At 45.0% G+C, this 26,837-nt stretch carries 28 protein-coding genes and 1 tRNA gene; 15 read left to right on the top strand and 14 right to left on the bottom strand.

The features are described 5' to 3' along the window. Positions 1–318 precede the first annotated feature (318 nt). Together HWN40_RS02450 and rqcH are read right to left on the bottom strand one after the other, a co-directional pair. A complete protein-coding gene (locus HWN40_RS02450) occupies positions 319–1,359 on the bottom strand; it encodes an mRNA surveillance protein pelota (RefSeq protein WP_176964269.1) in 1,041 nt (346 codons plus the stop codon). A gap of 64 nt (positions 1,360–1,423) precedes the next feature. Next, the gene (gene rqcH, locus HWN40_RS02445) at positions 1,424–3,418 is read right to left on the bottom strand and encodes a ribosome rescue protein RqcH (RefSeq protein ID WP_176964268.1); all 1,995 of its coding nucleotides are present in this window, start codon (positions 3,416–3,418) and stop codon (positions 1,424–1,426) included. A gap of 97 nt (positions 3,419–3,515) precedes the next feature. Here rqcH and priS point away from each other — a divergent pair, with 97 nt between their 5' ends. The 10 genes from priS to HWN40_RS02395 all read left to right on the top strand — a co-directional run bounded on the left by priS (position 3,516) and on the right by HWN40_RS02395 (position 11,034). Continuing rightward, positions 3,516–4,745: a DNA primase catalytic subunit PriS gene (priS, locus tag HWN40_RS02440; RefSeq protein WP_176964267.1), complete on the top strand. Its 1,230-nt coding sequence runs from the start codon at positions 3,516–3,518 to the stop codon at positions 4,743–4,745. Further along, on the top strand, positions 4,732–5,433 hold the full coding sequence (locus tag HWN40_RS02435; protein ID WP_176964266.1) for a hypothetical protein: 702 nt from the start codon (positions 4,732–4,734) through the stop codon (positions 5,431–5,433). Before priS ends, HWN40_RS02435 begins: the two co-directional genes overlap by 14 nt. 25 nt (positions 5,434–5,458) lie before the next feature. Further along, positions 5,459–5,737, top strand: a complete 279-nt coding sequence (locus HWN40_RS02430; RefSeq protein WP_176964265.1) for a 50S ribosomal protein L44e — start codon at positions 5,459–5,461, stop codon at positions 5,735–5,737. A 5-nt stretch (positions 5,738–5,742) separates the two neighbouring features. Next, entirely contained in the window at positions 5,743–5,919 is a 177-nt protein-coding gene (locus HWN40_RS02425; RefSeq protein ID WP_176964264.1) for a 30S ribosomal protein S27e, read from the top strand. Positions 5,920–5,930: 11 nt separating this feature from the next. Beyond that, complete coding sequence (locus HWN40_RS02420; RefSeq protein ID WP_176964263.1) at positions 5,931–6,731, top strand: translation initiation factor IF-2 subunit alpha; 801 nt, start codon at positions 5,931–5,933, stop codon at positions 6,729–6,731. Positions 6,732–6,738: 7 nt separating this feature from the next. After that, the gene (locus tag HWN40_RS02415) at positions 6,739–6,903 is read left to right on the top strand and encodes an RNA-protein complex protein Nop10 (RefSeq protein WP_176964262.1); all 165 of its coding nucleotides are present in this window, start codon (positions 6,739–6,741) and stop codon (positions 6,901–6,903) included. Next, a complete protein-coding gene (locus HWN40_RS02410) occupies positions 6,900–7,673 on the top strand; it encodes a proteasome assembly chaperone family protein (protein ID WP_176964261.1) in 774 nt (257 codons plus the stop codon). Before HWN40_RS02415 ends, HWN40_RS02410 begins: the two co-directional genes overlap by 4 nt. Positions 7,674–7,682: 9 nt before the next feature. Further along, on the top strand, positions 7,683–8,900 hold the full coding sequence (locus HWN40_RS02405) for a TIGR00375 family protein (protein WP_176964260.1): 1,218 nt from the start codon (positions 7,683–7,685) through the stop codon (positions 8,898–8,900). Between the two features lie 43 nt (positions 8,901–8,943). After that, positions 8,944–9,059 (top strand) — tRNA-Ser (locus HWN40_RS02400). Positions 9,060–9,426: 367 nt separating this feature from the next. After that, positions 9,427–11,034, top strand: coding sequence for a PAS domain-containing sensor histidine kinase (locus tag HWN40_RS02395; RefSeq protein WP_176964259.1), 1,608 nt, complete (start codon positions 9,427–9,429; stop codon positions 11,032–11,034). A gap of 6 nt (positions 11,035–11,040) precedes the next feature. On the opposite strand, the gene HWN40_RS02390 is transcribed toward HWN40_RS02395, so the two are convergent. Genes HWN40_RS02390 through HWN40_RS02380 form a run of 3 tightly spaced genes read right to left on the bottom strand, consistent with a single transcriptional unit; the run spans position 11,041 to position 13,695 of the window. Then, entirely contained in the window at positions 11,041–11,358 is a 318-nt protein-coding gene (locus HWN40_RS02390) for a YbjQ family protein (protein ID WP_176964258.1), read from the bottom strand. Between the two features lie 16 nt (positions 11,359–11,374). Next, positions 11,375–13,150 carry a sensor histidine kinase gene (locus tag HWN40_RS02385; RefSeq protein WP_176964257.1) on the bottom strand — a complete coding sequence of 592 codons (1,776 nt, stop codon included), beginning with the start codon at positions 13,148–13,150 and terminating at the stop codon, positions 11,375–11,377. A gap of 32 nt (positions 13,151–13,182) precedes the next feature. Further along, on the bottom strand, positions 13,183–13,695 hold the full coding sequence (locus tag HWN40_RS02380) for a response regulator (protein WP_176964256.1): 513 nt from the start codon (positions 13,693–13,695) through the stop codon (positions 13,183–13,185). Between the two features lie 151 nt (positions 13,696–13,846). Between HWN40_RS02380 and HWN40_RS02375 the strand changes: the two genes are divergently transcribed. Beyond that, complete coding sequence (locus tag HWN40_RS02375) at positions 13,847–14,134, top strand: MarR family transcriptional regulator (protein WP_176964255.1); 288 nt, start codon at positions 13,847–13,849, stop codon at positions 14,132–14,134. Between the two features lie 40 nt (positions 14,135–14,174). Here the strand turns inward: HWN40_RS02375 and HWN40_RS02370 are convergent, their stop codons facing one another. From HWN40_RS02370 to HWN40_RS02330, 9 genes are all read right to left on the bottom strand, one after another. After that, positions 14,175–14,828: a sensor domain-containing protein gene (locus HWN40_RS02370; RefSeq protein ID WP_176964254.1), complete on the bottom strand. Its 654-nt coding sequence runs from the start codon at positions 14,826–14,828 to the stop codon at positions 14,175–14,177. Between the two features lie 90 nt (positions 14,829–14,918). Beyond that, entirely contained in the window at positions 14,919–15,155 is a 237-nt protein-coding gene (locus HWN40_RS02365) for a PLDc N-terminal domain-containing protein (RefSeq protein WP_176964253.1), read from the bottom strand. A gap of 21 nt (positions 15,156–15,176) precedes the next feature. Then, positions 15,177–16,391, bottom strand: a complete 1,215-nt coding sequence (locus tag HWN40_RS02360) for an ABC transporter permease (protein ID WP_176964252.1) — start codon at positions 16,389–16,391, stop codon at positions 15,177–15,179. 23 nt (positions 16,392–16,414) lie between these two features. Next, a complete protein-coding gene (locus tag HWN40_RS02355) occupies positions 16,415–17,650 on the bottom strand; it encodes a COG1361 S-layer family protein (RefSeq protein WP_176966241.1) in 1,236 nt (411 codons plus the stop codon). A 10-nt stretch (positions 17,651–17,660) separates the two neighbouring features. After that, entirely contained in the window at positions 17,661–18,374 is a 714-nt protein-coding gene (locus HWN40_RS02350; protein ID WP_176964251.1) for an ABC transporter ATP-binding protein, read from the bottom strand. Positions 18,375–18,504: 130 nt separating this feature from the next. Then, positions 18,505–19,719 (bottom strand): ABC transporter permease, encoded by a 1,215-nt coding sequence (locus HWN40_RS02345; RefSeq protein WP_176964250.1) that lies wholly within the window; start codon positions 19,717–19,719, stop codon positions 18,505–18,507. 7 nt (positions 19,720–19,726) lie between these two features. Beyond that, positions 19,727–20,941, bottom strand: coding sequence for an ABC transporter permease (locus HWN40_RS02340; protein ID WP_176964249.1), 1,215 nt, complete (start codon positions 20,939–20,941; stop codon positions 19,727–19,729). A 12-nt stretch (positions 20,942–20,953) separates the two neighbouring features. Then, positions 20,954–22,198, bottom strand: coding sequence for a COG1361 S-layer family protein (locus HWN40_RS02335; protein ID WP_176964248.1), 1,245 nt, complete (start codon positions 22,196–22,198; stop codon positions 20,954–20,956). Between the two features lie 9 nt (positions 22,199–22,207). Beyond that, complete coding sequence (locus HWN40_RS02330) at positions 22,208–22,912, bottom strand: ABC transporter ATP-binding protein (RefSeq protein ID WP_176964247.1); 705 nt, start codon at positions 22,910–22,912, stop codon at positions 22,208–22,210. A 227-nt stretch (positions 22,913–23,139) separates the two neighbouring features. Here HWN40_RS02330 and HWN40_RS02325 point away from each other — a divergent pair, with 227 nt between their 5' ends. From HWN40_RS02325 to HWN40_RS02310, 4 genes are all read left to right on the top strand, one after another. Further along, positions 23,140–23,628: a Yip1 family protein gene (locus HWN40_RS02325; RefSeq protein WP_246275957.1), complete on the top strand. Its 489-nt coding sequence runs from the start codon at positions 23,140–23,142 to the stop codon at positions 23,626–23,628. A gap of 137 nt (positions 23,629–23,765) precedes the next feature. Continuing rightward, the gene (locus HWN40_RS02320; protein WP_246275956.1) at positions 23,766–24,974 is read left to right on the top strand and encodes a COG1361 S-layer family protein; all 1,209 of its coding nucleotides are present in this window, start codon (positions 23,766–23,768) and stop codon (positions 24,972–24,974) included. A gap of 21 nt (positions 24,975–24,995) precedes the next feature. Next, positions 24,996–25,682 carry an ABC transporter ATP-binding protein gene (locus HWN40_RS02315; RefSeq protein ID WP_176964246.1) on the top strand — a complete coding sequence of 229 codons (687 nt, stop codon included), beginning with the start codon at positions 24,996–24,998 and terminating at the stop codon, positions 25,680–25,682. Continuing rightward, positions 25,669–26,832: an ABC transporter permease gene (locus HWN40_RS02310; protein WP_176964245.1), complete on the top strand. Its 1,164-nt coding sequence runs from the start codon at positions 25,669–25,671 to the stop codon at positions 26,830–26,832. Before HWN40_RS02315 ends, HWN40_RS02310 begins: the two co-directional genes overlap by 14 nt. The last annotated feature ends 5 nt before the right edge of the window (positions 26,833–26,837 follow it).

Genomic DNA, 26,837 nt, shown 5'->3' with positions numbered 1-26,837 from the left:
TTATGAAAAAAAGCAATTATAAATTATTTTTACAAATAATAAATATAACTATATAAATATAATAAACAAAACAGGCCTTTTAACTGCAATTGTGATTTATTTATGCACAACCGTCCCGAAATGTTTATTAAGTAGAATGAGAGAGTAACCTTTCTTATAAAAGTATCCCAAAAGATTAAATATAATAAATATTTTTAAACAGGCTTTTTTTTCAAATGTACTCCAGAATAAAACTTATTATGTACCTGATGGAAAACAAACAGGTACAGTGAATGAAAGAATAAAAAATAAAGAGATAAGTGTATTTTTCACCAATGATTATATTTTAAACCTCAGGAGTGCAGCGATGCCTCCAAGAGAAAGTAGTTTTTCCCCGGGTTCAAATATTGTACTGAAGATCACAATATTTCCCCTTGCATGCTCAACCGATTGGAGGAAATTATCAATGTTACCTTTTTCCCTTTCCGTACGGAGGTACTCATCGGCCACGAGCAGTGTTTCAATCGCCCCAAAGTTCTGTGCAGACTCCACTTCCTCCGAACCATAGGCAGCTTTTCCGTCGGTTGATATCTCCCTGAGCAGATCATCCATAAGTTTGGATTCCCTGGCAATCCTGGACTCTTCCATGATCCTGTCGACTGCGCCTCTTTTCAATACTTCCTGGAATCCGGATATACCTACTGATGCCGTATCTTCAACTATTGCCCTTGAAGCCAGCTCCTGATCCTTTTCATCCAGGAACTTCATAAAATCATCCTTGGTGAAACCCGGACCTGCAACAACTATGGCCTCCGAACCGGAAGCTGCATGAACCAGCTGGTCGGCTATCTCGTTGAAAAACACCTCCCTGAGAGTGCCCTCTCCTTTTCCGGAGGACTGGGTTATATGAGAATATTGTTCGATACCGTAATGGCGTACAAGACCTATGTCCGCATCTCCTTCTTCAATAGCAACGATAACAACCTTCGGACGTTTAGAAGATGCTTCAGCTTCATCCACACGCTCCAGTTGATCCTTTTTCCAGGTCTTGATTATGGAAACATTGGTACCGTCCTCAACATTTATAGTATGATAGGAACCCGAATCCATGCCATGCTCGATGACACCATGTATCCTGAGCCTGTTGGAGAATCTATGGAATTCAAGATCCTCTACCCTGATCCCGAGCCTGACATTCTTTTTCTCCACCTTTTCAGGTCTTAATTTATCACTGGAGGTATCTGCCTTTCTCTTTGTCAGAGCGAAAACAAGGTCACCTTTCTCTATTATGTACTTGAGATGCCACAGGTCATCCAGAGTCTCGGGAGTTATGGCAATCTCACCTTCTCTGCCTTTCAGACTTCTCTTTGTTACGCGCATTGATGAACTACCTGCAAATACATGAAACCTGACTGCTTATAAAACCTGACAGTCATATTCTACATCACACTTTAATATCAGACTCACCCGGAGGAACCATCATGGCTATCTTATCAGGGGAGGCAATTTGCTTTACAAAATTAACTTCCTTTAATTTATCAACGTAGATCTTGTATATCTTTTTCGCTATATCGTTCTGGTTGAACTTCCCGGGAACAATTTCCACAACATGTTTGCCGTTTTCCCGTACAGCCGATACAGGGCCACCGATCACCCTGGTCTCCTTATCCAGCTCCAGTGCTAAAGCAGCACCAACCTGGACGTCACGATAATAGTTACGTTCTCCACGTATAGCAAATGAACCTTTCTTCAGGTACTCACCGGATTCCGGCGTCTTTGAAACCTGTTCCGGCTTTACCCAGTAGCAATCTCCACTGAACTGTGCTGACTTCCAGATACTTGAATATGAGACCACAAACTCCGCAGCTTCCTGAAGTGCCTGCTCGGTAACATCCCTGCCCTCTGTCTTTACAACAGTCATTGGTGCACCCGGCGCCTGAGTATGGAAGACCACGTCGTTCTTGTCCATATACTTCTTGACAATTTCTTCATTGGTCTCGGCATCCCTTCCGCCGACCACAAGGAAACCGTCTGAAGTGAAGAACCACCTGAAACGGTCGTACCAGTGTTTCTTGAGACGGACCTTCCGCTTCTCTGAAGATGCTTTCTTTTCTCTCTTCTGCATGGCAAGCTTTGTTTCTTCTATAGCTTTGAGAGCACCGTCTTTTTTCTTATTCAGTTTCTTTGCCTTATCATAATACTGCTGGGCGTTCTGGGGTATCGAGAGCCTCAGATCGATAGTAGCTTTCGTACCCTCGAGGTCAAGCACTATCTTCCCGGAGGATGAATCAATGCTCACGATCCTCTTCGCAGCAGGCAGGCTGTCCTTTGCTTTTTTAATAGTTTTCCTGATCTCATCCCAGCTGTAGCCCTTGTCCCGGGCCTGGTCGAGCACATCCATAGTTTCTTCGATATCGACATAATGAGCGTATATCTTTTCAGCTATCTCGATCTGCCTGTCGGCATCCTCACCGAACTTCTCAATTGCTTCCTGCTGTTTTTTAAGACGTCTCTCAAAAACGTCCACCTTTTCCTTCTTTACCCCTTCTTCTACTTCCCTGACCTCTTCGGCTGCCTTTTTACCGAAGAACTCATCAAGGGCTTTGTTGAAAGAAGGACAGGACTCTTTTTCCAGATCAGAGTAAAGTTCCAGTTCAAAAGGAACCGCATCAAAGGGCTTGGTCTCACCGTTTATATCCTTTTTAATAAGATAGGGTTTCAGCTCACCTTCAAGCAAGGGTGTGAACAGGCTTTTGAATGAATCCGCAAGAGCGGATATTGAACTGTCATCCAGCTCCTTTGCAGGAAGTTTCTTGTCAACCCCGGATCTCAAGCATACCTCTTCTGCAAGCACTCCTCCAAGATTGAATTTCGAGGCAATTGTTCTTACAACGTCCGAATCAGATGATCTGAATTCCTCCCTGAGATCATCTTCTCCTGCATCAACAGGACTTATCTGGGCTTCCGGATACTGGTAGACCTCACCACTGCGAATCCTCCTTCCCCTGAAGGTCACGGGTTTCATGGGCAAGATAATCTTCCTTTCCGAATCAAGCAGAACAATATTTCCCGGAGAGAACAGCTCTGCAACCAGTATGGTATCCACTCCTCCACGGACCACACCGATTTCGATTATCCTGTCAAAATCATATTGTTTTATATAAGTGATACGTCCACCCATAATATGCTTTCTCAGAAGCATGGGGAAAGACTGTGGAATTTTGGGACTCTGGCGAATGTGTTCACTCAGATGTGCACGTTTTCCAGCCTCGATAATAAGGTTGTCCCTGCCCTTATGGAAAACAAATATACTAATACGCAACTCATCGGTTGCGGGCTGGTAAACCTTGCCGATCTTCGCATCTATAATAGAATTCTCACCTGAGCCAAGTTCAAGAACCAGCGCAGCCACATCGGCACTCGTCATTTCTTTCTTCATGCCGGGAGTATAATGCAAACGGAGACTATAAGTTTTATGTCAAATAAAGTCAATTAGACCTACGCGCCAGAGCCAGGCAGCCGGAGAACACGTACCCATGAATGAGAAAACACGCTCTTTTCTTGTATCCAGATTCCAGGAATACTATTCGCAGGCAGAACTGAGACTGCCACCTGAGTTCACATCAAGGGAATGGGGATTCCTTGAGTTTACCACAGGCGATCCTTTCATGAGAAGGCACAAGGAGTTCGGATCAGAAGGAGAACTGCGTGATTATCTTAGAGGGATTGCACCTGCGCACGCATATTATTCGGTTGCCTATTACGAGTATCCAGGAGCTCGTAAGATGAAAGAGAAGAACTGGCTTAAGGCAGATCTGATCTTCGATATAGACTCTGACCATCTTCCAGGAAAGATAAACTCATACGGCGATATGCTTGAGAAAGGAAAACGGGAAACACTAAGGCTGCTGGATTTTCTTGTCAGTGATTTCGGCTTTGACGAGAACGATGTCCACGCTGTATTTTCCGGTGGCAGAGGATATCACTTCCACATCAGTGACCCCTCGGTACTCTCTCTTGGAAGTCCGGAAAGACGTGAAATCGTGGACTATATCAGCGGGAAGCTCAATCCAGAGATGCATTACAGTAAAGAGTGGCTAGTTGGAGAACACGGAAGCGGTACTGATACTTTCAAAGGTAAGACCGCTGTGCCCTACAAATATGCGTTGAAGAACTATGACAGCGGCTGGGGAAAAAGAATTGCACATTATATAGTACAGTATCTAATAGCCGAGTCCGTCAAGGAAGACAAGAACATGTTCCGGGAACTCAGAGAACTCAAGGGCTTTGGAAGAAGTAATGCAAAAAGATTCCAGGAGCTTAAGAAAATATCAAAGAAGCCGGAAGTGCTCAGGAACATAGTAGACCATGGAAGGCTGGATTTCGGACACATCGACGATTTCCAGGACGTGGTCAGCCTGTTAATAAAACAAGCCGCTGAGATGTCAAAGGTCAATTTCGGCAGCACCCAGGTGGACGAGCCTGTAACCGCAGATATCAAGCGACTCATCCGTCTGCCCGGCTCACTTCACGGGAAGTCCGGAATGAAGGTGACGGCACTGGGTATCGATGAACTTGAAGATTTCGAACCTTTGAACGATGCTATTGTGTTTGGCGACAGAACGGTAAAGATAAAAGTTATAAAACCATTTGCAGTTCAGATGAAAGGAAAGGACTTTGTGCTGGAGGAGGGCGTTCAGGAACTCCCCGAATACGCCGCAGTCTACTTCATGTGCAGAGGTGCAGCAGAATATGGATCGCACTGAGCTTAAGAACACACTCCGTGAAGAGGGCAGCTCTTCAATAAAAGGAATCCATCCGGACTTTTTCGAGGAAGTAGCGGAATATGTGAAGGAGCTTGAGGAAGAGATCGACAAGATCAACAACCCCAGATCAGTGGAATCGAAGATGCTGGAGGATGAGCTGCAGAGCGCCATGACGGATGTGGAGGTCATATTCATCCGCCGGCTTAAAAAAACAATTGTGACAGCCACAACAACTGCCTTTTCCAACAGACCTCCGCAGGACATACATAAACTCCTTCCCGAGGAAAGAAGAGTATATGATGCTGTCCTTTCAACAATTAACACCGCCAGACAGGAATTACTTGAACCGATACTCGACCCGCATGCCGGCAGTAAAGTTAAAGAGGACAGGAAGCCAAGTATAACTGAAGAGAGTGCCGGGAAAAATGCAATAGCTGAAAAGTCAGGTCAGGGAGAAACAGGTGCTTCGCCGGAAACTGCCATGGACAGGCAGGAAAAAGAGGCAATAGGCAAAAGTAATATAAATGAAGAATTCGTTGTTGTGCGAATACTGGAGGACCTGCCTACTTTCAAGGCTATGGATAATCGAAATTATACATTGCGTGCGGAAGATGTTGTTGTTTTACCGGCCCTGAATGCAAAAGGACTAGTCAAACGCAACGTAGCACAGATGATCACTACTAATTGACTTAAAACTTATTTAAGGTGTAGAAATGAAGATCCCGAAGAGATTCAAAACATATTGCCCTTCATGCAAGAAGCACACAGAAGTCGTCGCGGAAAGAGTGAGGAAGGGTAAAGCATCGTCATTAACACATATCTCAAGACAGAAGAAACGCCAGACAGGAATCGGCAACAGCGGTAAATTCTCAAAGGTGCCTGGAGGAGACAAACCCACCAAGAGAGTATGGCTGAGGTACAAGTGCACAGAGTGCAACAAGTCCCATCAGAGACCCTGTTTCAGAGCAAAGAAGTTCGAATTTGCGGAGTGATGTGAATGAACAAACCAAAGAGCAGATTCCTGCGTGTCAAATGTAATGACTGTGAGAACGAGCAGGTCATTTTCGGAAGCGCGAGCGAGAAGGTAACATGTCTTGTATGCGGAAGGACACTCGCAGAACCAACCGGCGGAAAATCAACAATCACAACACATATTCTTGAAGTTCTTGATTAAAGTGATTTATAATGGATAGAAACAATTGGCCAGAAAGCGGAGATTTTGTTGTCTGTACCGTAAAGGACGTAACCGACTTCGGTGCATACACAACACTCGAGGAGTATGATGGAAAAGAAGGATTCATCCATATCTCCGAAATCAAGGCCGGATGGGTCAAATATGTCAGGGACCACGTACGTGAAGGACAGAAGATCGTCTGTAAAGTACTTAACGTGGATTCATCCAGAAGGCATATAGACCTGTCACTAAAAGATGTTAACGAGCATCAGAAGCGTGCCAAGATCCAGGAATGGAAGAACGAGCAGAAAGCTGCCAAGTGGCTTCAGTTCGTGGCAGAAGAGACAAAGACCGATAAAGATGAGATGCAGAAGGTCAGCCAGAAACTGGTTGAGAACTTCGGAAGCCAGTATGCCGCATTCGAAGAAGCTGCCATGACCGGAGTCAATGCCTTCAGCGACATCAAACTCAAGAAGAAAATTGCCAGCAGCATTGCCGAGGTCGCTCAGAACAACATCAAGCTGCCCTTTGTGGACATCGCAGGTTATGTCGATCTGACATGTAATCTTCCCGAGGGAATCGAAGTAATAAGGACTGCCCTTGAAGCAGCCAATAAGGTCGATGACGAGGATGACGTGCGTATCGACATCAGTTACACCGGTGCACCAAGATACAGAATAAAGGTCATAGCTCCGGATTATAAAAAGGCGGAATCCGTGCTGAAGAAATCAGCAGATATTGCCGTTGATACTATCGAAGAACTTGGTGGGAAAGGCGAATTCCACAGACATAATGATGCTGTAAAGGCGTGATGTATCTTTGGGGTTGAAGATCTACAGGTGTAAGAACTGCGGCAGATACACACTTGAAGAAAAATGCCCGGTATGCGGCTCACTTACAGTGGATCCCAGACCGGCTAAATTTTCCCCCGAAGACCCATATGGGAAATATCGCAGATTAGCCATAAAGGAGAATGATCTATGAAGGGGACAAAAGTAATTCGATTAAGAGAGGAAGTTCAGCTTAATAATCCTGTTTTTCTTGTAGGGCTTCCAGGCGTAGGACATGTCGGAAAACTTGTTGCAGAGCACCTGATCGAAGAACTGGATGCCGAGAAGACCCTCGAGATCTATTCACATCATTTTCCACCACAGGTACTGGTGGACGAGAACAGTGAGATCCATACTGTCAATAATGAGATGTATATCTGTTCCATTGAAAAGTGCGATATTCTGGTACTTGTCGGAGACCACCAGAGTTCCACCGGAGAAGGACACTATGAACTCTGTGACCTGTACCTGGACATTGCAGAGGAATTCGGGACCCAGAGAATCTATACCCTCGGAGGTTTCCCCACCGGACAACTAACCTATTCAGATGAGGTACTTGGAGCTGTAAATAACCAGGAACTCATTGACGAGCTCAAAGAAACAGGTGTTGTTTTCAAGGAAAACGAGCCAGGAGGAGGAATCGTTGGTGCTTCCGGACTTATACTGGGTCTTAGCAAATTCAGGAATATCGATGCAGCATGCCTGATGGGACTTACCTCAGGATACCTTGTTGATCCGAAAAGTGCCCAGTCGCTGTTGAAGGTCATATGCGGGATATTCGATATCGAAATCGATGAAGGTCCTCTTGAAGAGCGTGCAAAGGAAATGGAAAAGATCGTTGCCAGGCTCAAAGAGGTAGAACAGCAGCAACAGGGAATATCGGATGCCAATATCAAGGATGATGACCTCAGATACATAGGCTGAAGGTGTCCGATGAAAATAAACGCCGATCTGCACATACATTCTAAATATTCAATGGCATGTTCCGGCAAAATGGACCTGCCGACAATTGCAAGAGAGGCTTCAAAAAAAGGCATTGACCTGGTCGCCACTGGCGACTGCACCCATCCCCAATGGATGAAGGAGATTAGAAGTCATGCCATCGATGATGAGAATATCGTCATCGAAAATACTACTTTTTCAATAACAACTGAAATAGAGGACAAGAACCGTGTGCATCACCTGCTGATACTGCCATCCGTATCAAAGGCACAGGAACTGGCTGAATCAATAGGAAAATATGGTAACCTTTCAACAGACGGCCGTCCCACTGTTCGCCTTGACGGCAGCGAGATAGCAGAGACAGCAAAGGAGCTTGGAGCACTCATCGGACCGTGTCATGCATTCACCCCCTGGACGGCAATGTATGCATACCATGATTCCCTTGAAAGCTGCTATGGAGACATGAAGGATTATGTTTCTTTTCTCGAGCTGGGTCTGAGTGCAGACAGCGATTACGCAGACCGCATAAGTGAGCTTCACAGACTTACATTCCTCACAAACTCCGATGCGCATTCCCCCTATTCCAATAAACTAGCAAGGGAATTCAACCGGATAGAGCTTCCCGAAGTTTCATTCGAAGGCCTGAAAAAAGCGATTATAAGGGAGAATGATTACGGAGTCACAATGAACATCGGATTCTATCCGCAGGAAGGCAAGTACAACGAATCCGCATGTATCAAGTGTTTTACCCATTATTCCCTTGAAGACAGTATATCTAACAGATGGAAATGCAATATCTGCGGAGGACGTATCAAAAAAGGAGTGGTGGACCGGGTGAACGAGCTTGCGGATCTCTCAGAACCACAGCATCCTGACCACAGGCCGCCCTATATCCATCTGATGCCGCTCTCGGAAATAATAATGATGGCACTCGGACATGCGAGCATCAATACCAAGGGAGTGCAGACCGCATGGAACGCTCTGCTGGAAAAATTCGGAGATGAGCTGAATGTACTGCTTCATGTGGAACCTGAAAACATGGATTTTGTTGACAGGAGAATCGTGGATGCAATTACCGCCTTCAGGGAAGAAAAGGTAATTCTGTATCCCGGAGGCGGAGGAAAGTACGGCTGGATAGAGATGCCGGAGGAAAAAAAGGACGAAGGCAACGACCATAAAAAGAGCCAGAGTTCCCTCTTTGATTTCTAATCTCGATACTTATATAATAGATAAAAACTATCAGAAGCAACGTGCCGAGGTGGCAGAGCGGACTAATCCGATGACGGAAAAGTCACGGAGTCCAAACGCGACCGGCTCGAGACCGGTTTCTCCGGGAGGAGTGCTTGGGTTCGAATCCCAACCTCGGCGTGTATTCTCATAAATAAGGCCAATAAGTAAGGTAAAACAGATCTCATATAAGAGATTTTTTTCTTATTTGACCTGAACTCATTTTAATGACACTGAAAATCTCATCTTTTGTCAGAGACTATATTGAATACCATACGAAATTAACTTTATTATCGGATAAAAACAGATAATAGAATATCAGTCGATTGGTATAATTAAATAAATATCACTATATTTTATTCTATTCAGGTAAGATTATTCTTTAAAAAAGCTACCCTGAAGCTTATTTATGGATTTATGACATACACATATACAAAATTTCTAACAAAATTATAAATAGTTTTAATATTAAAGAAACAAAAAGATAAAAAAGGATTTTTGTTCATACATGGAACCTCAATACTCATGCACCGGTAGCGAAGAAAGGCCGAAGTGCAATAATGATAAAGAGCTGCTGGAAAAGCATATCCTCGATCTTGAAAGGAAACTGGAATCCAGGGAACTGGAACTGCAGCTAACCCGTAACTTTTACGAAGAAAGACTTGAGAATCTCAATGATGTACTTTTTGCAGTGGATGAAAATGGTGTTTTCATGTATCTTAATTCTGCTATTGAGAATATTACCGGATACAAAAGAGAAGAGGTTCTCGGAAAACCATTTACTAAACATGTTCACCCGGAAGACCTTCCCGGACTCCTGAAAGATATCGAAAGGACAATCTCCGGAGAAAAAAAGCCTTACATGTTCCGCATAATCAAAAAATCGGGCGATATCGGCTATGTGCATACAACATCCCGTGCGATCATAAAGGAATCAAAAGTAGTCGGAATAAACGGATTGATGGTGGATATCAAAAAACTCAAGCAGGTCGAGTCCAGACTCAAGGAAGAAAGAGACATTGCACAGAAATATCTTGATGTCGTAGCCGTAGCAATACTTATGATAGACAGGGAGGGAAACATCAACCTTATAAATAAAAAAGGATGCGAGATGCTCGGCTTCAGGGAAGATGAAGCCCTCTCAAAAAACTGGTTCGATATCTATTCCCCGGAGTATTCAAGAGAAGAAGAAATTGAGAAATATAGAAAAGTGATGAACAGGGAAATTGACCTACCCCAGCATTTCGAGTCATCCGTTTATATACCGGATAGAGGAATAAGGACCTTTCAGTGGCACAACATCCTATTAGATGACGAGAACGGGAATATAAAAGGTCTTCTGACATCAGGAGAAGATATCACTGAGAGGAAAAAAGCTGAAAAGACACTTATAATGGCCAAACTCATAGCTGAAAACGCAAACAGGACTAAAAAGGAATTTATATCCACGATCAGCCATGAGCTCAGGACACCGCTCAACCACATAATAGGCTATTCACAGGTTCTGCATGAAGATAATTCAGGTTCACTGACAGTAGAACAAAGAAAGTATGCAAAGGTAATAGAAGATAGTGGAGACCAGCTGCTCAAAATGGTAAATTCCATGATAAGCCTTTGTGAGATCGAGAACGGAACACTTGAGATTGTGGAAAATGATTTCTCATTCGCTGCTGTGATAAATGAGATCGAGAGTTTCCTGATGCCTGTTGCAAAAAAGAAAAACTTGACCCTGAGATTTGACATCAACTATAGTATTGATGAAATATATTCAGATGAAGATAAGGTCCGGACTATTATCTATAATCTCACCCATAATGCAATCAAGTTCACCCCTCCTGGCGGAGATGTAACTGTAAAAGTCTCATCCTTTGGCCGGGATTTTATCAGAATATCCGTAATTGATACCGGAATCGGGATCTCAGAAAAAGAGCAGCAGAAATTGTTCAGGCCTTTCTGCCAGGCGGATTCATCCCTTAACAGGAGATATAACGGAACAGGGCTCGGGTTATCCCTGGCCTATGAACTTGTTGAAATGCTTGGCGGAAAAATGCATCTAAAAAGTGAACCAGGAAAAGGAAGCACCTTCAGCTTCACAGTTCCCATATGTCGCTATTGAAACATATCAGGCATTTTTGATCTTTACTGCGGTACCGTATGCGAGCAACTCTGCAGCACCCGCCATTGTCTGTGATGTGGTGAACCTTACATTCACAACGGCATCTGCATCCATATTCTTTGCCTGGTCGATCATCCGGGTAAGAGCCTCTTTTCTGGCCTGTGCAAGCATATCCGAATAACCTCTCAGCTCACCGCCAACAAGGTTCTTCAGGCCTGCGGCAATGTCACTTCCAAGGTGCTTTGCACGGACAGTGTTTCCGAAAACCACACCTATTATCTCGACTTCCTTACCATCTATATCGTTTGTTGTTGTTACCAGCATAGTATTCCTCCTTTATTCATTCTCTGTTATTCAAATCATCATTATTCAGATTGTAATCCGCTTTCTGAAGTGTGAAGATAAATGTGCTGCCTTTGTCGGTTTCACTTTCAACTCTGATGGAGCCACCCATGCCCTCGACTATTCCTTTGCTTATGGCAAGGCCGAGGCCGCATCCGCCTACTTTGCGCGTAGAAGTGCTGTCGATCTGGTAGAACTTATCGAATATATGTTCAAGATTCTCAGGATCGATGCCAATACCGTTATCACTCACACTTACCTCTATTTTTGCGGCAAGCTCTTTTGCAGATACGCGTATCTCCCCACCGACCGGAGTGAACTTGACGGCATTACTGAGCAGATTGACAAATACCTGGATGAGTTTGTCCTTATCGGCGTACACCTTCGGAGCAGGCTCAGGCATGTTTACTTTGATATCAATGTTCTTATCCCGGGCGGGTTTTGAGATATTCTCCAGGGAATGATCCAGGGCCTCACCGAGGTTGATGTTCTCCATCTCGAAATTCATCCGGTTGGATTCTATCCTTGAGATATCCAGAAGGTCGTCCACCATTCTGGCCTGCCTGTCAACATTTCTGTTAATGAGGGCAAGCATTTGCTTTCTCGTATCCTGATCACATTTTTCCTCAAGCAGGAACTCACTGGAAGTTTTCATCGCCGTAAGAGGTGTCTTCAGTTCATGGGAAACCATGGACAGGAATTCGGTCTTTAACCTGTCAAGTTCCTTGAGCTTCAGGTTTGCAGCTATCAGGGACTCGTTGGACTGCTTGAGCTCATGAGTCTTTTTCTCCACTTCATCTTCAAGGCTCCTGTTCCAGTTAAGCAGTATGAAGTAGACCTGTGATCCCAGAAAGAGTATGAAAAGCACTGAAAGGCCTGCAACGGTAAAGAGCTTCACATAAACAGATACGATCAGCCTGTCAACAGCACTGCCCGGACTTGTAAGACCCAGGGACCAGTTCTTATTGTACCATGAAACAGGGGAGTATGAAATAAGAATATCCTGGCCCTGATCCGAGCCTGTATCAGGGTACTTTCCGTTTCCTTCCTGACCGCTTATCTGGGCCTGGACTATATCCAGACGCTCTACTTCATAGCCACTGATGTAATCGAAGTAGTCAGTACCTTTCTCATAGGTGCCAGACTGATCATAGATTATCTCACCTTCACTGTTGAGCAGATAAACAGAGTTCGAGCTGTTTGACGTTGCATCAAACTGGCGGATAATGTTCTCATCGGAAACAATTCCAAAGATCGTACCCCTGAACTCACCATCCTCGAAAACAGGAACCCATACAAAGGAGCCATAGATGCCTTCCATTGTCATCCTGGGCTCGGAAATATATACCTCACCGGTCCTTCTCACTTCTTCAAAAGCCCATTCATTGTTGTTCTCATGGAGATTGTAGCCATAGGGTACATTTTCCGAAGGATAGCCGGATACGACCGTACCATTGGCATCGATGAACTCGAGTACGTGATATATTTCGGCCGCCTTATAGATGGTTTCGAAATCCGAGACAAAGAGGTCCTCAGGTACCCCCTGCTCGTTCCTGGCCATCACCTCCAGCAGCAGCACTCTTTCATTGAGCAGCTCCTCAAGGGATGAAGAAATATATTGTGTAAGGATCAACTGCTGGTTCTGATACTGATCCTCTACGATGGATCTTACCTCAACATTGGCCCTCATCCAGAAAAAGACGATTGAGCCGATAAGAAGCAGTACTATCACTGCAAATACTATAAGGTTCCATCTACTTTTTTTATCCAGCATGGGATGAAATGATTATTTATCGAAGGAGAGATTCAGAACTTAGTTCTTCTGAGCACGGTCCTTATGCGGGCCTTCAATTCCTTCAGGTTGAAAGGTTTTGTCACATAGTCATCCGCACCCAGTTCAAGTCCCTCTACCTTGTCGTCGGTCTCGCCTTTTGCCGTCAGCATGATAACAGGTATGTGCCTTGTGGAAGGGTCTGACTTCAAGCGCTTACAGACTTCAAATCCATCCATTCCTGGCATCATTATGTCAAGCAGGATAGCATCGGGGTTTTCAGTCTTTGCCTTTTCAAGTCCCTCAAAGCCATCCAGAGCAACAACCACATTATAGCCCTCAGATTCCAGTGCCACCCTGAGTGCGGTCAGGGCATCCAGCTCCTCATCAACTATGAGCAGCTTCTCACGGGTATCACTGAGGAAATCGATTCTCTGTTGCACTATGCTCTCATCCAGATCAAGAGAGCTGGCAATCTCTGCGGTGCTTATACCGGGGTTCTCTTCCATGAGTGCAAGGGTTTTGGGGTCAATGTTTTCCGTATCCATGATAATACTACCTGGAATTATCAATATAAATACCCTGATGATGCTATTAAAACCTTTCCAAATATCAAAGAGCTTATATCTTGATTAGACCGGCTGTCCGAATAAAAGAAAACCTTATAATCCATAACCGAATATCTTAGTAAAGATTAAAATGGATGCGCTGGAAGAGATTTTTGGAAAGACAGCCCAGATGACCGTTCTGAAAAACCTGATTTCACACCGGGACGAGTCAACATATCTTTCGGGAATTGCAGAAGAGACAGGCCTTTCCCATTCCAGTGTGGCAAGGGTTATATCCCCACTCATTAAAAGCGGGATAGTTATCGAGAAACCTCTGGGAAAGCAGATACGTACATTCCGTCTCAATCTTGAGGATGAAAAAACACAACTGATACTGGACTTTTATAAGAAGCTTAATGAAAAAGCCGGTAAGCAGTAGCTACTTTTTTCTAAACCTGTCAAATTCTAAAAAATAAAGATTAGTTTTCCTGCTCAGAAACCTCTCTGCCATTCCCCTGTGAACTTCCAAGCAGCAACACTGCCATATGACCGGCCAGCTCTGCAAGCAGGTTCATAAGATGCAATGAAACAATCCCCACAAATATGCCTATAACTGCCGTGACAAGAGCTTCAGACAGAGTATCTACCAGGAACGGGCCAATGTATATGGGACTGAAGTGATACAATACCGGAGACAGCACCATACTCAGTGTCAATGTTATAAGAACTACCGTAACCACAAGGGACAGGATACCCATGGGGAATTTCAGGATAAGATAAAGCAGGGATTTCCATGTAACGGGATTCTTCAATCTTTTCACACCTTTGCCAACAATACTGTCATCAGTAGCCGGACCCCGGGACATTGGAGATATATTCACATCCAGAAGCCATATCGCAAGCTGACGTTCAAATGATGCAATTTCCCACCAGGCCAGGAATATCAGTATGAGTATGGGAATGCCTACCCATATGATCACCAGACTGAATCCCAGTGACAGGCCGCTTACCAGAAATACGAAGTAAGCGGTACCAAGGGGAAATGTGAACAGCAAATACAGAATATTCAGGTAGGTCTGCTTCCTGAAAGCAACGTTCACGAAATTCGCCAGTGCACCTATTTGTTCACGCATTGTTGTCTCTCTGTAAATAAATCCAATGTTTTTACGAATCAATTTTAAATATCTGATCATTCCAGCTTTTAAAGCGGAATCAGACGATCCTTATCTGCCATATTCCCGAATCCTTTGTGGCCTTCTCACAAAGAAATACAGTAAAGCTCCCAGGAGATGGGTAAAGAGGATTATGATCACCCAAATCAGCTTATCATTACCCTGTGAGGGTTCTTTCATGGCACAATCCACGAGCATCCATATCCAGAAAATGGTCCCTACTATGCCTATCCCGAAGAAGAGAAAGACCATCAGAAAGGGAATTCCGATAAATAGACTGTCTATCATATTAACTCCTCAACTCTAATTTCATTCATGTCTTAACGCGTCCACAGGATTCATCTTTGCAGCCTTGTTGGCAGGATATACACCTGCAAGCAGCCCTACGATGATCGATACGAACATTCCCACAAAGATCAGGTCAAGAGGGAAGATATACGGCAGTCCCATGGCACTGTCTGCCAGATAGGCACCAAGTACCCCAAGACCTGTGCCAAGTACACCTCCGATCAGTCCCACTACCATTGATTCCACAATGAACAGGGAAAGTACTTCATGATTCTTGTAACCCAGGGATTTCATGATACCTATCTCATTTGTCCTTTCAGTAACGGTTACCAGCATGATGTTCATGATACCAATGGAACCCACGATCAGTGAGATCAACGCAACTGAAGTAAGCAGAGATCCAAGGGCAGCAGACAGCTGATCGACCTCTTCCAGTATTTCGGCCTGGTTCATCAGGGCATATGGCTTTGCATCTTCATTATCAATATCCCTGGATGAAACACCAAGGTCCCTTGCAAGCCTTTTATCAAGTTCGTCAGTAACATCATCTATGGATTCCAGACTTGATGCAGCCGCAAAGAATCCCCAATAGTAATCTTCTCCCATGATCTCGTTCATGGTTGAAACGGGGATGAATATCCTGACATCGGACTCGATACCGCTTTGAACAAAGGTGGTATCGGGATCTTGTATTATACCCTTGACCTTGAACTTCTGGGTCACAACCTCGCCGTCCGCTCTTGTGAACGTCAGCTCAATGGTATTCTTTTCCGATATCTTCTTATCGAATTTCTCATAGGCTACATCATGTCCCAGAACCGCCATGTATTTGTCATTGTCATCAAGGAAACTTCCGGACTCCATTTCGATGTTCGCGACTTGCTCATAATCCTGGGAAACACCCTGTACCTGTATCTGTCGGGTAGTGGAGATGAACCTGGTTTCGGCTACCTCCTGACTTAAAGGAGAGACACCGGTTATTCCGGGGGTATTCTTTATCAGTTCCAATTCACTATCATGGAAAAGATTGGATTTTTTACCTTCTACAATAATGAAATTATTACCCACCGAACCTATTTCCTCTGTAAAGAACTCATTGAAACTCGCTCCCAGAGAAACATTGGCGATCACCGCTGCAACACCGATGACAATACCAAGGGTGGTAAGTGCAGATCTCATTTTAGAACTGCCGATACTACCCAGTGCCATTTTAACGGAATGTGTTAGGCTGAGCATAGTGAATCCACCTGAAACTTCCATCAGTTATTCTGCTTTCTGCGTCTGTACAGGAACACAGCAGGTAGTCCCAGCAAAACAGCTATACCCAGACCTGCTGCAACAGTATTGTTACCGCCTTCATTCTCGGAGACCGTTGTCACTTCACGGCTACCTATTTCGGTTACATGCTCGTTGATCCCGTTTTTGTACTCAACCTCAATTGATACAGGATAGGCTTCCTTTTCACCGTCACCTGTTGCCTTGATCTCAATGGTGAACAGCTCATCCGAATCCATTGAACCTATATAGTACTCCTCAGGGGCAAAATTAAGTTCATCAGAATACAATCTTACACTTACTGAGTTGAGTGTATTGGGATGCATGTTAGCCACATCGAACTCGAAACTACCTTCACCATTCGTGATTACCAGTGGTTTTGAAGGTATTACCTTAATTGCTGAAGAATCAACTGTGAGGGGGATTCTCCAGTTGCTGTTATACTCGTAGGAATTTCCCACCGTCGAGAGCTGAAGATAGTATGTACCATCCCCGGTTTCTTCGCTTACCTCAACATTGTAACTTAAAGATAGGGAATCACCGGGACCGATCACACCGGAACCTTCGTAACTGTCACTTTTGATTTCTATACCTTCAGAACCTTTCAGAACCGCAGACTGCACCCTGGCATTTGTGTCATATTCGACACCATCTATAGTCACAGAGTTGCTTGTCGCGGTATTGGTAAGAGTAAAACTTATTGTACCTCTGTCACCCGGCATGAAAACTTCAGGATCGCTTGTCACAGAATCAAGCTGTAAAGTGCCTTTACTGTCAAATGAAGCCGAGCCGACTTTCAGGTCAAAGGTTTTCCTGAACCATGTGTCGCCTGAATCGGTCTGGTAATATATGTCAACGCTGCCTGTACCGACCCTGGCGCCATCATCCACGAAGAGGCGATACTCTTTTACCGCAGCATCTTCGGGTGAAAGAATACCAACCTTTTTTATCGCATTCTTTTCTGAGTCCAGAGAGAAAGGATATTCGGGCTCAAGTTTCATGGATACTGCATCCGCACGGCCATAACCGATATTCTCGACCTTTACAGACACATCAACATATTCACCGATCTGTGCAGGGAACGGATCGTATTCTATAATATCCACCTTGAGATTTGCAGCCGAGTCTGCCGATGCAGGGGCCATAAGTGCAGAGAATAACAATCCGATACAAAGTATTGAACCTATAATCTTCCGAATAGAATCTTTTATTTCAGCCATATCAACCACTTCAATTATTTTCGATCTTTCCATCCCTTATCAGCACGACCCGGTCCACATATTTTTTCATCTCAGGATCGTGTGTGATCATAACAATAGTACAACCCTTACCGTGAAGTTCGGAGAAGATCCCCATGATCTCTTCACTTGTTTTTGAATCCAGATTACCCGTAGGCTCATCCGCAAGTATCAGGGAAGGGTCGTTTATCATCGAGCGGGCTATTGCAACCCTCTGGCGCTGCCCACCGGAAAGTTCGGTTGGCTTGTGATGCAGCCTGTCATCAAGACCTACCAGAGTCAGCAGGTCCTTTGCTCTCTGTGCTGCATCGATATTCTTCTTCGAGTTTGAATAGGTGGGGAGAAGCACATTCTCATATGCACTCAGGCGTGGGATCAGATTGAAGTTCTGAAAAACAAAGCCAATCTCAAAACCACGCAGTTCCGCAAGTTCATTATCCGATATGGAAGCAGTGTCCTTTCCCATCAACCGGACACTGCCGCCTGTCGGTCTGTCAAGACATCCTATCATATTCATCAGAGTACTTTTGCCTGAACCGGAAGGACCCATGATAGCGACAAACTCACCCTTTTTAACATTGAGATCGATACCGTGGAGAATGGGAACTTCCATCTCACCAAGCTGGTAACTCTTTTTCAGACCATTTATTGTAATTACATTCCATATGGAATCCGAATCCGAACCATTCAAACTACTGCCAACCATTAATATACCTCTAGTTTTCGTCGTAAAACCTGACTATTTATCGACAAATTAGACTACATGCTAAAAGTACTTAAGCATTTCTATAAATCGACAGGTTAGCCAAAAAAAGGTAGATTATAAATGACCAGCATCATTCATGTCGCAAAGCTTCCACCGGATTCAGTCTGGAAGCCCTGCTTGCAGGATACACACCTGCCACAAGTCCTACGACAAAGGATATGAAAAAGCCCAGAAGTATAAGATAAGGTGGAAACACCCTGGGAATATCGAGGTAGGTTTCAACAGCAAAAGAACCGATCATTCCCAGAAGTGTGCCAAGAATACCGCCTATTATTCCGACAATTACCGATTCCAGCATGAAAAGAGTCAGAATATCGGACCTTGTAAAACCCAATGCCTTGAAAAGTCCGATCTCCTTTGTTCTCTCGGTTACGGTTACAAGCATGATGTTCATGATACCGATAGAGCCGACTATCAGAGCCACAAGTGCGATAACCGTGATCAGTATCGTGAGGGAATTTGCAAGAGAATCCAGTTGTTCCAGAATATCAGCCTGGTCGAAGATACGATATGGTTTTGCATCCTCATTATCGAGTTCACGTGCGGAAACACCGAGATTTCTTGCAAGCCGTTTATCCACCTGTTCTGAAACCTCCCTGACATCTTCCGCTGATTCTGTCTTGGCGGAAAAACCACTGTAATCCTCGACCCCAAGAATCTCATTCATGGTATCGATTGGAATATAGATGCTCACATCCCTGTCAGGACCACCCTGTACGAAAGTATTGTCCTCACCTTCGAGTATTCCCTTGACCCGGAACTTACGGGTGACGGTGCTGCCATCGTTCCTGCGGAAGGTTATGTCAATATAGTTCTTGATAGACACTTCCTTATCGAACTTCTCCTCGGCAACCTCCCTTCCAAGAACAGCAACATACCTGTCCTTATCGGTCAGGAAATTACCCTCATCCACTACCAGGTTGGATATGTCCTGTGAATCCTCTCCCACCCCCTGGACATCAATCTGGCGCGTAGCCGAAAGATAGGTAACCGCTGCTGTTTGCTGGTTAAAGGCCGATGCACCCACCACTCCGGGAGTATTCCGTATGACCTCAAGTTGTTCGTCATAGAAGATATTGACATCCTGACTGTAGATGATAATGAAATTGGAACCAAGGGAGCCGAGCTCATCGGTGAAGTACTGGTTGAAACTCGTACCAAGTGAGACATTGGCAACAACCGCAGCCACACCTATGATTATCCCCAGTGTGGTCAGGGTCGAGCGCAGTTTTGCACTCCTGATGCTTCCGACTGCAATTCCAGATGCCTGCCTGATGTCTATCATAGTGAACTTATTCCTTCCTCAATGCCTCTACCGGATTCATGTTAGCTGCCTTATTGGCAGGATATACACCTGCTATCAGGCCGACTATAATGGCTACCGCAAAGCCAATAAATATCTGTTCAACCGGGAAGATATTGGGTAGTTCCAGGTAATTATTAACAATAAGTGCCGCCCCTATACCCATGGCAGTCCCGAGTATTCCGCCAATCAGCCCCACTACCATTGACTCGATAATGAAAAGTGCCAGTATATCGTTTTTTGTGTAGCCCAGAGACTTGAGCAGTCCGATCTCCTTTGTCCTCTCAGCTACTGTCACCAGCATGATGTTCATGATACCGATGGAACCAACTATCAATGAAATGAGTGCAACCGAGGTCAGCAAAGCCGTAAGTGCGGTTGAGAGCTGATTGGTCTGCTCTAATATCTCAAGCTGATCGAATAGAACATAGGGCTTCGCATCATCATTCTCAAGGTCCCTGCTGGGAACCCCCAGACTGCGTGCCAGACGTTTATCTATTTCCTCACCTGTCGGACCCACGGCTTCAAGACTCTCGGCTTTTACGAAGAAACCACCGTAGTAGTCAACACCCAGTATCTCATTCATGGTATCGATGGGAATGAAAATGCGGATCTCGGGTTCGACCCCTGTCTGGGCAAAGGTTGTGTTTGGATCCTGGACCACGCCCTTGACGATGAATTTTTGTGTAATTACTCCACCATCCTCTCGCCTGAAGGTAATTTCAATCGGATTCTTTACGGATATCTTCCTGTCGAATTTCTCATTCGCAACCTCGGCACCCAGTACTGCCACATACTGGTCGTTATCATCAAGAAAGGTACCTGAATCCATATTAAAATTAGCAACTTCGGCATAGTCAGAGTTCACTCCCTGAATATCTATCTGACGCGAGGTCGAAAGGTAGGTAACCTGGGCCATTTGCTGATTTATGGGAGACACACCTACAACCCCGGGTGTATTCCTTATCAGTTCAAGCTGGTTCTCGAAAAAGATATTATCATTCTGACTATAGATAACAATGAAGTTGGAGCCCACTGCACCTATCTCGTCGTTAAAGAACTCATTGAAACTTGCTCCCAGTGATACATTGGCAATGACCGCAGCAACCCCTATGATAATACCAAGGGTAGTAAGTGCAGACCTCAGTTTGGAGCTGCCGATACTTCCCAGAGATATCTCCAGAGACTGCTTCAGACTCAGCATTAAGCCAGCACCTTATTCTTCTTTTTCCTTCCTGCGGCGATACATCATATATCCTGCAACAGCTATTGCCACCACTATCAGGACACCGATGGCAATACCCAGCTGATTGTCTTCCTCAACCAGTGCGTGCTCGATCTCCCGGACATTTACAACACTGCCATGGTCGTTCATTCCGTTCCTGTAGTCCGCACTTATGACAAGCTCTGAGGAGAGTTCATCTTCCGGGTCAATGGCATTCGCATCAAATTCTATTGTGAACAACTCATCGGGATCCATCGTGCCTATGAAGTATTCAGCCGGGGAGAATTCAAAGCCTTCCGCCTCAAGCTGTATGCTTACCGATGAAAGCACATTGGGATGAATATTGGCCACATCGAACTCGATGGTCCCTTCACCATCCTCGATCCTGAGCGGGGTCGAGGGAATAACTCTTACCGCAGAGGAGTCTACCTCGAGCGGAATTCGCCAGTTGTTGTTATAGACATGTGAGCTTCCTACGGTTGAGAGTTGCAGATAGTATGTACCATCCTCCACATCATCCTCAACCATCACATTATAGGTCAGGTTGAGAGACTCACCCGGTCCTATTACCCCGTTACCGTAATAAGTGTCCGTGGTAACTACTATCCCTTCCGGAGCCTCAAGGGTTGCGGACTGGACACGCGCATTCGTATCATATTCCTCACCATCCACTGTCACGGTATTCGTGGTGGCCATATTCATAAGCATTATTTGCACTGTCCCACGGTCACCGGGCATAAAGACCTCGGGTTCTATGCCAGGACTGCCCTGAAGCTGCACATTGCCCCTGCTGTCAAAGGTCGTGGAGCCGACCTGGATATCAAACTCTTCTTTATACCAGGTATTGTCCGTATCTTCCTGATACCATACCTCGATGGTCTCTATACCTTCCCTGGCATCGTTATCCACAAAAAGACGGAATTCTTCAACTGCCGCATTATCAGGCGTCAGTATGCCTATTTCCTTTATGGCATTGCTCTGGGAATCAAGAGAGAATGGGTATTCGGGAACCATGCGGATCTTGACATCGTCACCTCTCGCATAACCCAGGTTTTCCAACTTTACCCAGACAGTGACATACTCCCCGATCTCGGCGGGTATGGGTTCATAACGCAGTATGCTCACCTGCAGGTCCGCGCCCTCTGCTGCTGTGGCAGGCATACTCAATAAGAGAAGTATAATTGCAAAACTAATTGCGTATTTCAAAATCTTTCCGGGAACTGATGAATTCAGCATGTTTCCTCCTTATGTTGCACCTATTACTCCGTCTCTTAAGTGGACCACACGATCCGCATATCCTGTAAGCTCCGGGTCATGTGTGATCATGATGATAGTTCTTCCCTTATCGTGAAGGTCAGTGAAAATATTCATAATCTCGTTACCGGTCTTCGAGTCCAGGTTTCCGGTGGGTTCGTCGGCAAGTATAAGAGAAGGATCATTGATCAGTGCCCTTGCTATTGCCACCCTCTGCTGCTGACCGCCGGAAAGTTCTGTGGGTTTGTAGTTCATACGATTCTGTAATCCTACAAGTTCGATCAGTTCCTGCGCCCTTTTCCTGCCATCAATTCCCTCCTTCTTGTTGGCATATGTAGGCAGTTCAACATTCTGGATGGCACTGAGCCTCGGAACCAGATTGAATGTCTGGAACACAAAGCCGATCTCAAAGCCACGCAGTCTTGCAAGCTCAACCTCTGAAAGCTGGTTGACATCCTTGCCCATCACAACAACCTTGCCGCAGGTAGGCCTGTCCAGACAGCCGATCATATTCATAAGAGTACTTTTGCCCGAACCTGACGGACCCATGATGGCAACAAATTCGCCTTTTTTAACAGAGAGATCTATGCTTTTCAGGATAGGGACCTCCATATCACCCACCTGATAGCTCTTGCACAGATCAACAAGTTCTATTACGGATTCATTTTCTCCTGAGCCTTTATTCTCTTCACCCATATTTTCCCCGGAATTCAGGATACAGACCGGAAGCACTCCTGGAAGTTGCTAATTTTCCGATAAAAGAAGAGATGTTTGAAAATATAAATACTTTATTTGGAGAAATCTGGCTAAAAATCCCCGAAACAGGCAAAAGTATAAATATATAGATGATGAAAAGGTTCGACTATAAATCGTCAAGTTTGATTATAGAGACATTGTGTCTGAACAAATGGACGTGGTAAAAAATGCTGGAAGTACTTACTGACCCGAATGGGTTTTTCAAGAAAAGAAGTGATCAGAAAGTTGAATTTAAGACTCCGTTGATAATAATAGCTATATTAGCTATCATATCAGCAGCCAGTGCTTTTATAATTGCACAAGGGGTCATGGGAGCATTGCCGGAAGAAGCTGCAGCTTTTGCAGGAATCGGAGCAGCTATTGGAGCAATTGTTGCTTTTTTTGTGGCCTTTGTCATGTGGGTGATCTATAGTGGAATATTCTACCTGATATCAATGGTATTCAACGGTGAAGGCGACTTTAAAAAGGTACTTGAGTTCGTATCCTACGGATTCATACCTTCAATAGCAAGCTCTTTGATAGGCACCTATTTCACTACCAGGGTATATTCAAATATCGACTGGTCGACTCAGGATCCCCAGCTTCTGCAGGAAGCACTCTTATCCGACCCTTCCCTGCAGATATCTGGAATCATAGGGATACTGTTTTTACTATAGAGTGCAAACATCTGGATATTCGCAATGGTACATTCCAGGAATCTGTCCGTTAAAGATGCGGCAATCACCGTGGGAGTACCTATCATAATATACATCCTTTATACACTATACCAATTGAGAATATTCGGTGCATTAATTTGAAAACGATTGTAAAAACTATCATGGCAGCCTTTTTGATTCTGGCTGCCTGTTCCTCTTTTGCTCTTGCAGATACTGAGATAACACCGGCGGTCACACTGAGCTATTCAATGGAACCTGAAGTCCTGATGCCCGGAGATACCGGGACTATAACGATAACAATGCAAAAGAATGCATATATTGCCAATGCAGCAATTGAGGGGAATGAGGTTATTGAAATACTTGGAGAAAGCTATACGGATGTAGGTCTTGTAGGACCTGGAGACACACTTGAGCTTACGTTCAACGTAAAGGCCAAAGATGATGCACCTAATGGAGTTCATTTCCTTGACCTTGAAATTACCGGTGGGAGTACTGCGTATGACTTCAATTCCAGGATACCCGTAAAGATAGATGACAGGGACCTGAAGCTTATCATATCCGACCTGCCGTCCACCCTGATGAACGAAGTATCTTCTGTGAATGTAGAAGTAGTGAATCAGAGACCGAATGAAGTAAATAGTGTGATTGTTAGTCCCGAGGCAGAGGGTATTGTCTTCAGTCCCTCTGAAGTATTCATCGGTGCCATCCCGGGAGGAAATAAGTCAACAGCGACTTTTTTCATGAATACGATGAACTCCGATTCAGAGACCAGCAACGTATCTTTTACTGTATCCTATTTCAACGGAGATAACTTCCACAATGCCGGAAAGACCACAAGACAGGTTGACATCATAGACCAGAACTCGCTTATATTTACCTCCATAGAGATGGAAAAAAGCGGTAACAAGTACACATTCTCAGGAGATCTCAACAACTTCGGGACAACCGATGCAAAGAATGTCATCGTATCAATCCCAAAGTCGGAGTCAGTTGTTCCGGTCCAGCCCTACGCAAAGTATTTTATCGGAACCCTTGAAGCTGATGACTTCAGCAGTTTTGAACTCTCGGCAAGTGTACTGTCAGGGGATGTCTCCAGTATCCCGGTTTTGATAGAGTTCAGAGACCCTGATAATGCCTACATTTCCATTGAAGAGAATATCGCTATAGACGGACAGCAGGTTTTTGCAGGTAACAGCGAGGAAGATAGCGGAAGTTCCCTGGCGCTCTGGGCCGTTGCAGGAATATTTGCAATTGCCATTGTGGCACTGATCGGATATTCATGGAAAAAGCGCAGGGACGAGGCAGAAGCTTTCGAAGACGAAGAAATTGAGCCCTCCGGGGAATAAGTATCAGGTATCGGTGCTGATATGCCAGAACCCATTGTAGAACTCAGAGATGTGACAAAGATCTACACCCTCGGGAAGAACAAAATATACGCCCTGAACAAGGTGAACATTTCCATTGAAGAAGGAGACTTTGTCACAATAATGGGATCATCGGGCTCGGGAAAGAGCACACTTCTAAATATGGTCGGCTGTCTTGATCTGCCCACAAGCGGTAAGATCCTGATAAACGGCACGGACATCTCGAAACTGGATGACAACGGACTAACATCGATCAGACGCAACAACATCGGGTTCATATTCCAGCAGTTCAACCTCATCCAGACACTAACTGCCCTTGAGAACGTGGAAATGCCCATGTTATTCAATGGCACATCTCCGGAAAAGCGCAGGAAAAAGGCAATGAGACTTTTCGAAAGGGCACAACTGCCTCCGGAATACGAAGAGCACAAGCCCAACGAACTCTCCGGCGGTCAGCAGCAGAGAGTGGCAATAGCAAGGGCGCTGGCAAATGACCCTCCAATCCTGCTTGCCGATGAACCTACCGGAAACCTTGATTCCAAAACAGGAAACAGTGTAATGAAACTCCTGCAGGAGCTAAATAGTGCAGGAACGACGGTTATCGTTGTAACACACGATCCAAAGCTTGAGGATTTCTCAAATACAACCATAAGGCTGCAGGACGGGGTGATATGTGATGAGAATTGCTGATCCCCTGAAAAATAACATGTATGCCGAGCTTGCCAGAAGAAATCTCAAACGGCAGTCCATCCGGACAATACTTGCAGCCATAGGTATAATCATAGGAGTCATCGCGATTTCCTCCATGGGCATACTGGGTAATACCATGAAACTGTCCGTTACCGATTCCTTTGCGGATGTCGGTGACAAGCTCATGATATACCCCGCACCCGGAGAGGAATCAATAACCGAGAAGCAGATCGACCAGATCAGAAAGGTAGCCGGTATTGACGAGATAATCCCTCTCAGATCCCACGGGGAAAGAGTGGAATATAAGAACGAAGAGAGCTTTGCTTCGGTCTACGATATTAAAGAAGAGGGACTGGAGAGCCTTGCCGAGCTTGATGAAGGTCGATATTTCAAATCCGGCTCCACAGATTGTGTTGTCGGTTCAAGTGTGGCTGAAAACCTGGAGATCAGTGTCGGCAGCAAAATAGTGATTGATGATTCCAAACTGAGGGTCGTCGGCATTCTAAAGGAACGGGGACTCGGTTTTGATATCGATACTGACAGCGGGATATTCACTTCTTCCGAGATGTATGAAAAACTCTACCCGGATGAAGACGAAGGGTACAGCTCGACAATAATAACAGTCGATGACATCAATGAACTGGAAACCGTCCAGCAGGACATCGAGGACAGGATCAACAGGAAAGATGAGCTCATAACAGTCTTTGCCACCAATATGATTACCGAAAGTATCGACAGTGTCTTTGACGCAATCTCGCTTTTCCTCATGGGTATCGGTTCAATTTCCCTGCTTGTGGCCGGCGTCAGTATCCTGAATGTTATGCTCATGTCTACCATGGAGCGTACCAAGGAAATAGGAGTCATGAAGGCGGTGGGCGCATCCAGAAAGGATATACTGAAAATGTTCCTGCTGGAAGCACTCTTCCTGGGAGTTGCCGCAAGCCTTATAGGCGGTTTGCTGACCCTTGGAGGCAGTTATATGATAATCTCCTTCATTATGGACGATTCAGCCTACATACTGAAGTTCTCTAACATTATCTATATCCTGGAAGGAGTCTTCTTCGGAGTGGGTACGAGCCTGCTTGGCGGAATGTATCCTGCATGGAAGGCCTCAAGGATGAAACCACTGGATGCGCTCAGGTACGAGTGATTTAA

Source organism: Methanolobus zinderi (genome assembly GCF_013388255.1).
Lineage (GTDB): Archaea > Halobacteriota > Methanosarcinia > Methanosarcinales > Methanosarcinaceae > Methanolobus > Methanolobus zinderi.
This window is presented reverse-complemented; position numbering and strand designations above follow the sequence as displayed.

Excerpts from the sequence above, each read along its gene's own strand:
- HWN40_RS02450 (WP_176964269.1), bottom strand. The coding sequence starts at position 1,359 with ATGCGCGTAACAAAGAGAAGTCTGAAAGGCAGAGAAGGTGAGATTGCC.
- rqcH (WP_176964268.1), bottom strand. The coding sequence starts at position 3,418 with ATGAAGAAAGAAATGACGAGTGCCGATGTGGCTGCGCTGGTTCTTGAA.
- priS (WP_176964267.1), top strand. The coding sequence starts at position 3,516 with ATGAATGAGAAAACACGCTCTTTTCTTGTATCCAGATTCCAGGAATAC.
- HWN40_RS02435 (WP_176964266.1), top strand. The coding sequence starts at position 4,732 with ATGGATCGCACTGAGCTTAAGAACACACTCCGTGAAGAGGGCAGCTCT.
- HWN40_RS02430 (WP_176964265.1), top strand. The coding sequence starts at position 5,459 with ATGAAGATCCCGAAGAGATTCAAAACATATTGCCCTTCATGCAAGAAG.
- HWN40_RS02425 (WP_176964264.1), top strand. The coding sequence starts at position 5,743 with ATGAACAAACCAAAGAGCAGATTCCTGCGTGTCAAATGTAATGACTGT.
- HWN40_RS02420 (WP_176964263.1), top strand. The coding sequence starts at position 5,931 with ATGGATAGAAACAATTGGCCAGAAAGCGGAGATTTTGTTGTCTGTACC.
- HWN40_RS02410 (WP_176964261.1), top strand. The coding sequence starts at position 6,900 with ATGAAGGGGACAAAAGTAATTCGATTAAGAGAGGAAGTTCAGCTTAAT.
- HWN40_RS02405 (WP_176964260.1), top strand. The coding sequence starts at position 7,683 with ATGAAAATAAACGCCGATCTGCACATACATTCTAAATATTCAATGGCA.
- HWN40_RS02395 (WP_176964259.1), top strand. The coding sequence starts at position 9,427 with ATGGAACCTCAATACTCATGCACCGGTAGCGAAGAAAGGCCGAAGTGC.
- HWN40_RS02390 (WP_176964258.1), bottom strand. The coding sequence starts at position 11,358 with ATGCTGGTAACAACAACAAACGATATAGATGGTAAGGAAGTCGAGATA.
- HWN40_RS02385 (WP_176964257.1), bottom strand. The coding sequence starts at position 13,150 with ATGCTGGATAAAAAAAGTAGATGGAACCTTATAGTATTTGCAGTGATA.
- HWN40_RS02380 (WP_176964256.1), bottom strand. The coding sequence starts at position 13,695 with ATGGATACGGAAAACATTGACCCCAAAACCCTTGCACTCATGGAAGAG.
- HWN40_RS02375 (WP_176964255.1), top strand. The coding sequence starts at position 13,847 with ATGGATGCGCTGGAAGAGATTTTTGGAAAGACAGCCCAGATGACCGTT.
- HWN40_RS02370 (WP_176964254.1), bottom strand. The coding sequence starts at position 14,828 with ATGCGTGAACAAATAGGTGCACTGGCGAATTTCGTGAACGTTGCTTTC.
- HWN40_RS02365 (WP_176964253.1), bottom strand. The coding sequence starts at position 15,155 with ATGATAGACAGTCTATTTATCGGAATTCCCTTTCTGATGGTCTTTCTC.
- HWN40_RS02360 (WP_176964252.1), bottom strand. The coding sequence starts at position 16,391 with ATGCTCAGCCTAACACATTCCGTTAAAATGGCACTGGGTAGTATCGGC.
- HWN40_RS02355 (WP_176966241.1), bottom strand. The coding sequence starts at position 17,650 with ATGGCTGAAATAAAAGATTCTATTCGGAAGATTATAGGTTCAATACTT.
- HWN40_RS02350 (WP_176964251.1), bottom strand. The coding sequence starts at position 18,374 with ATGGTTGGCAGTAGTTTGAATGGTTCGGATTCGGATTCCATATGGAAT.
- HWN40_RS02345 (WP_176964250.1), bottom strand. The coding sequence starts at position 19,719 with ATGATAGACATCAGGCAGGCATCTGGAATTGCAGTCGGAAGCATCAGG.
- HWN40_RS02340 (WP_176964249.1), bottom strand. The coding sequence starts at position 20,941 with ATGCTGAGTCTGAAGCAGTCTCTGGAGATATCTCTGGGAAGTATCGGC.
- HWN40_RS02335 (WP_176964248.1), bottom strand. The coding sequence starts at position 22,198 with ATGCTGAATTCATCAGTTCCCGGAAAGATTTTGAAATACGCAATTAGT.
- HWN40_RS02330 (WP_176964247.1), bottom strand. The coding sequence starts at position 22,912 with ATGGGTGAAGAGAATAAAGGCTCAGGAGAAAATGAATCCGTAATAGAA.
- HWN40_RS02325 (WP_246275957.1), top strand. The coding sequence starts at position 23,140 with ATGCTGGAAGTACTTACTGACCCGAATGGGTTTTTCAAGAAAAGAAGT.
- HWN40_RS02315 (WP_176964246.1), top strand. The coding sequence starts at position 24,996 with ATGCCAGAACCCATTGTAGAACTCAGAGATGTGACAAAGATCTACACC.
- HWN40_RS02310 (WP_176964245.1), top strand. The coding sequence starts at position 25,669 with ATGAGAATTGCTGATCCCCTGAAAAATAACATGTATGCCGAGCTTGCC.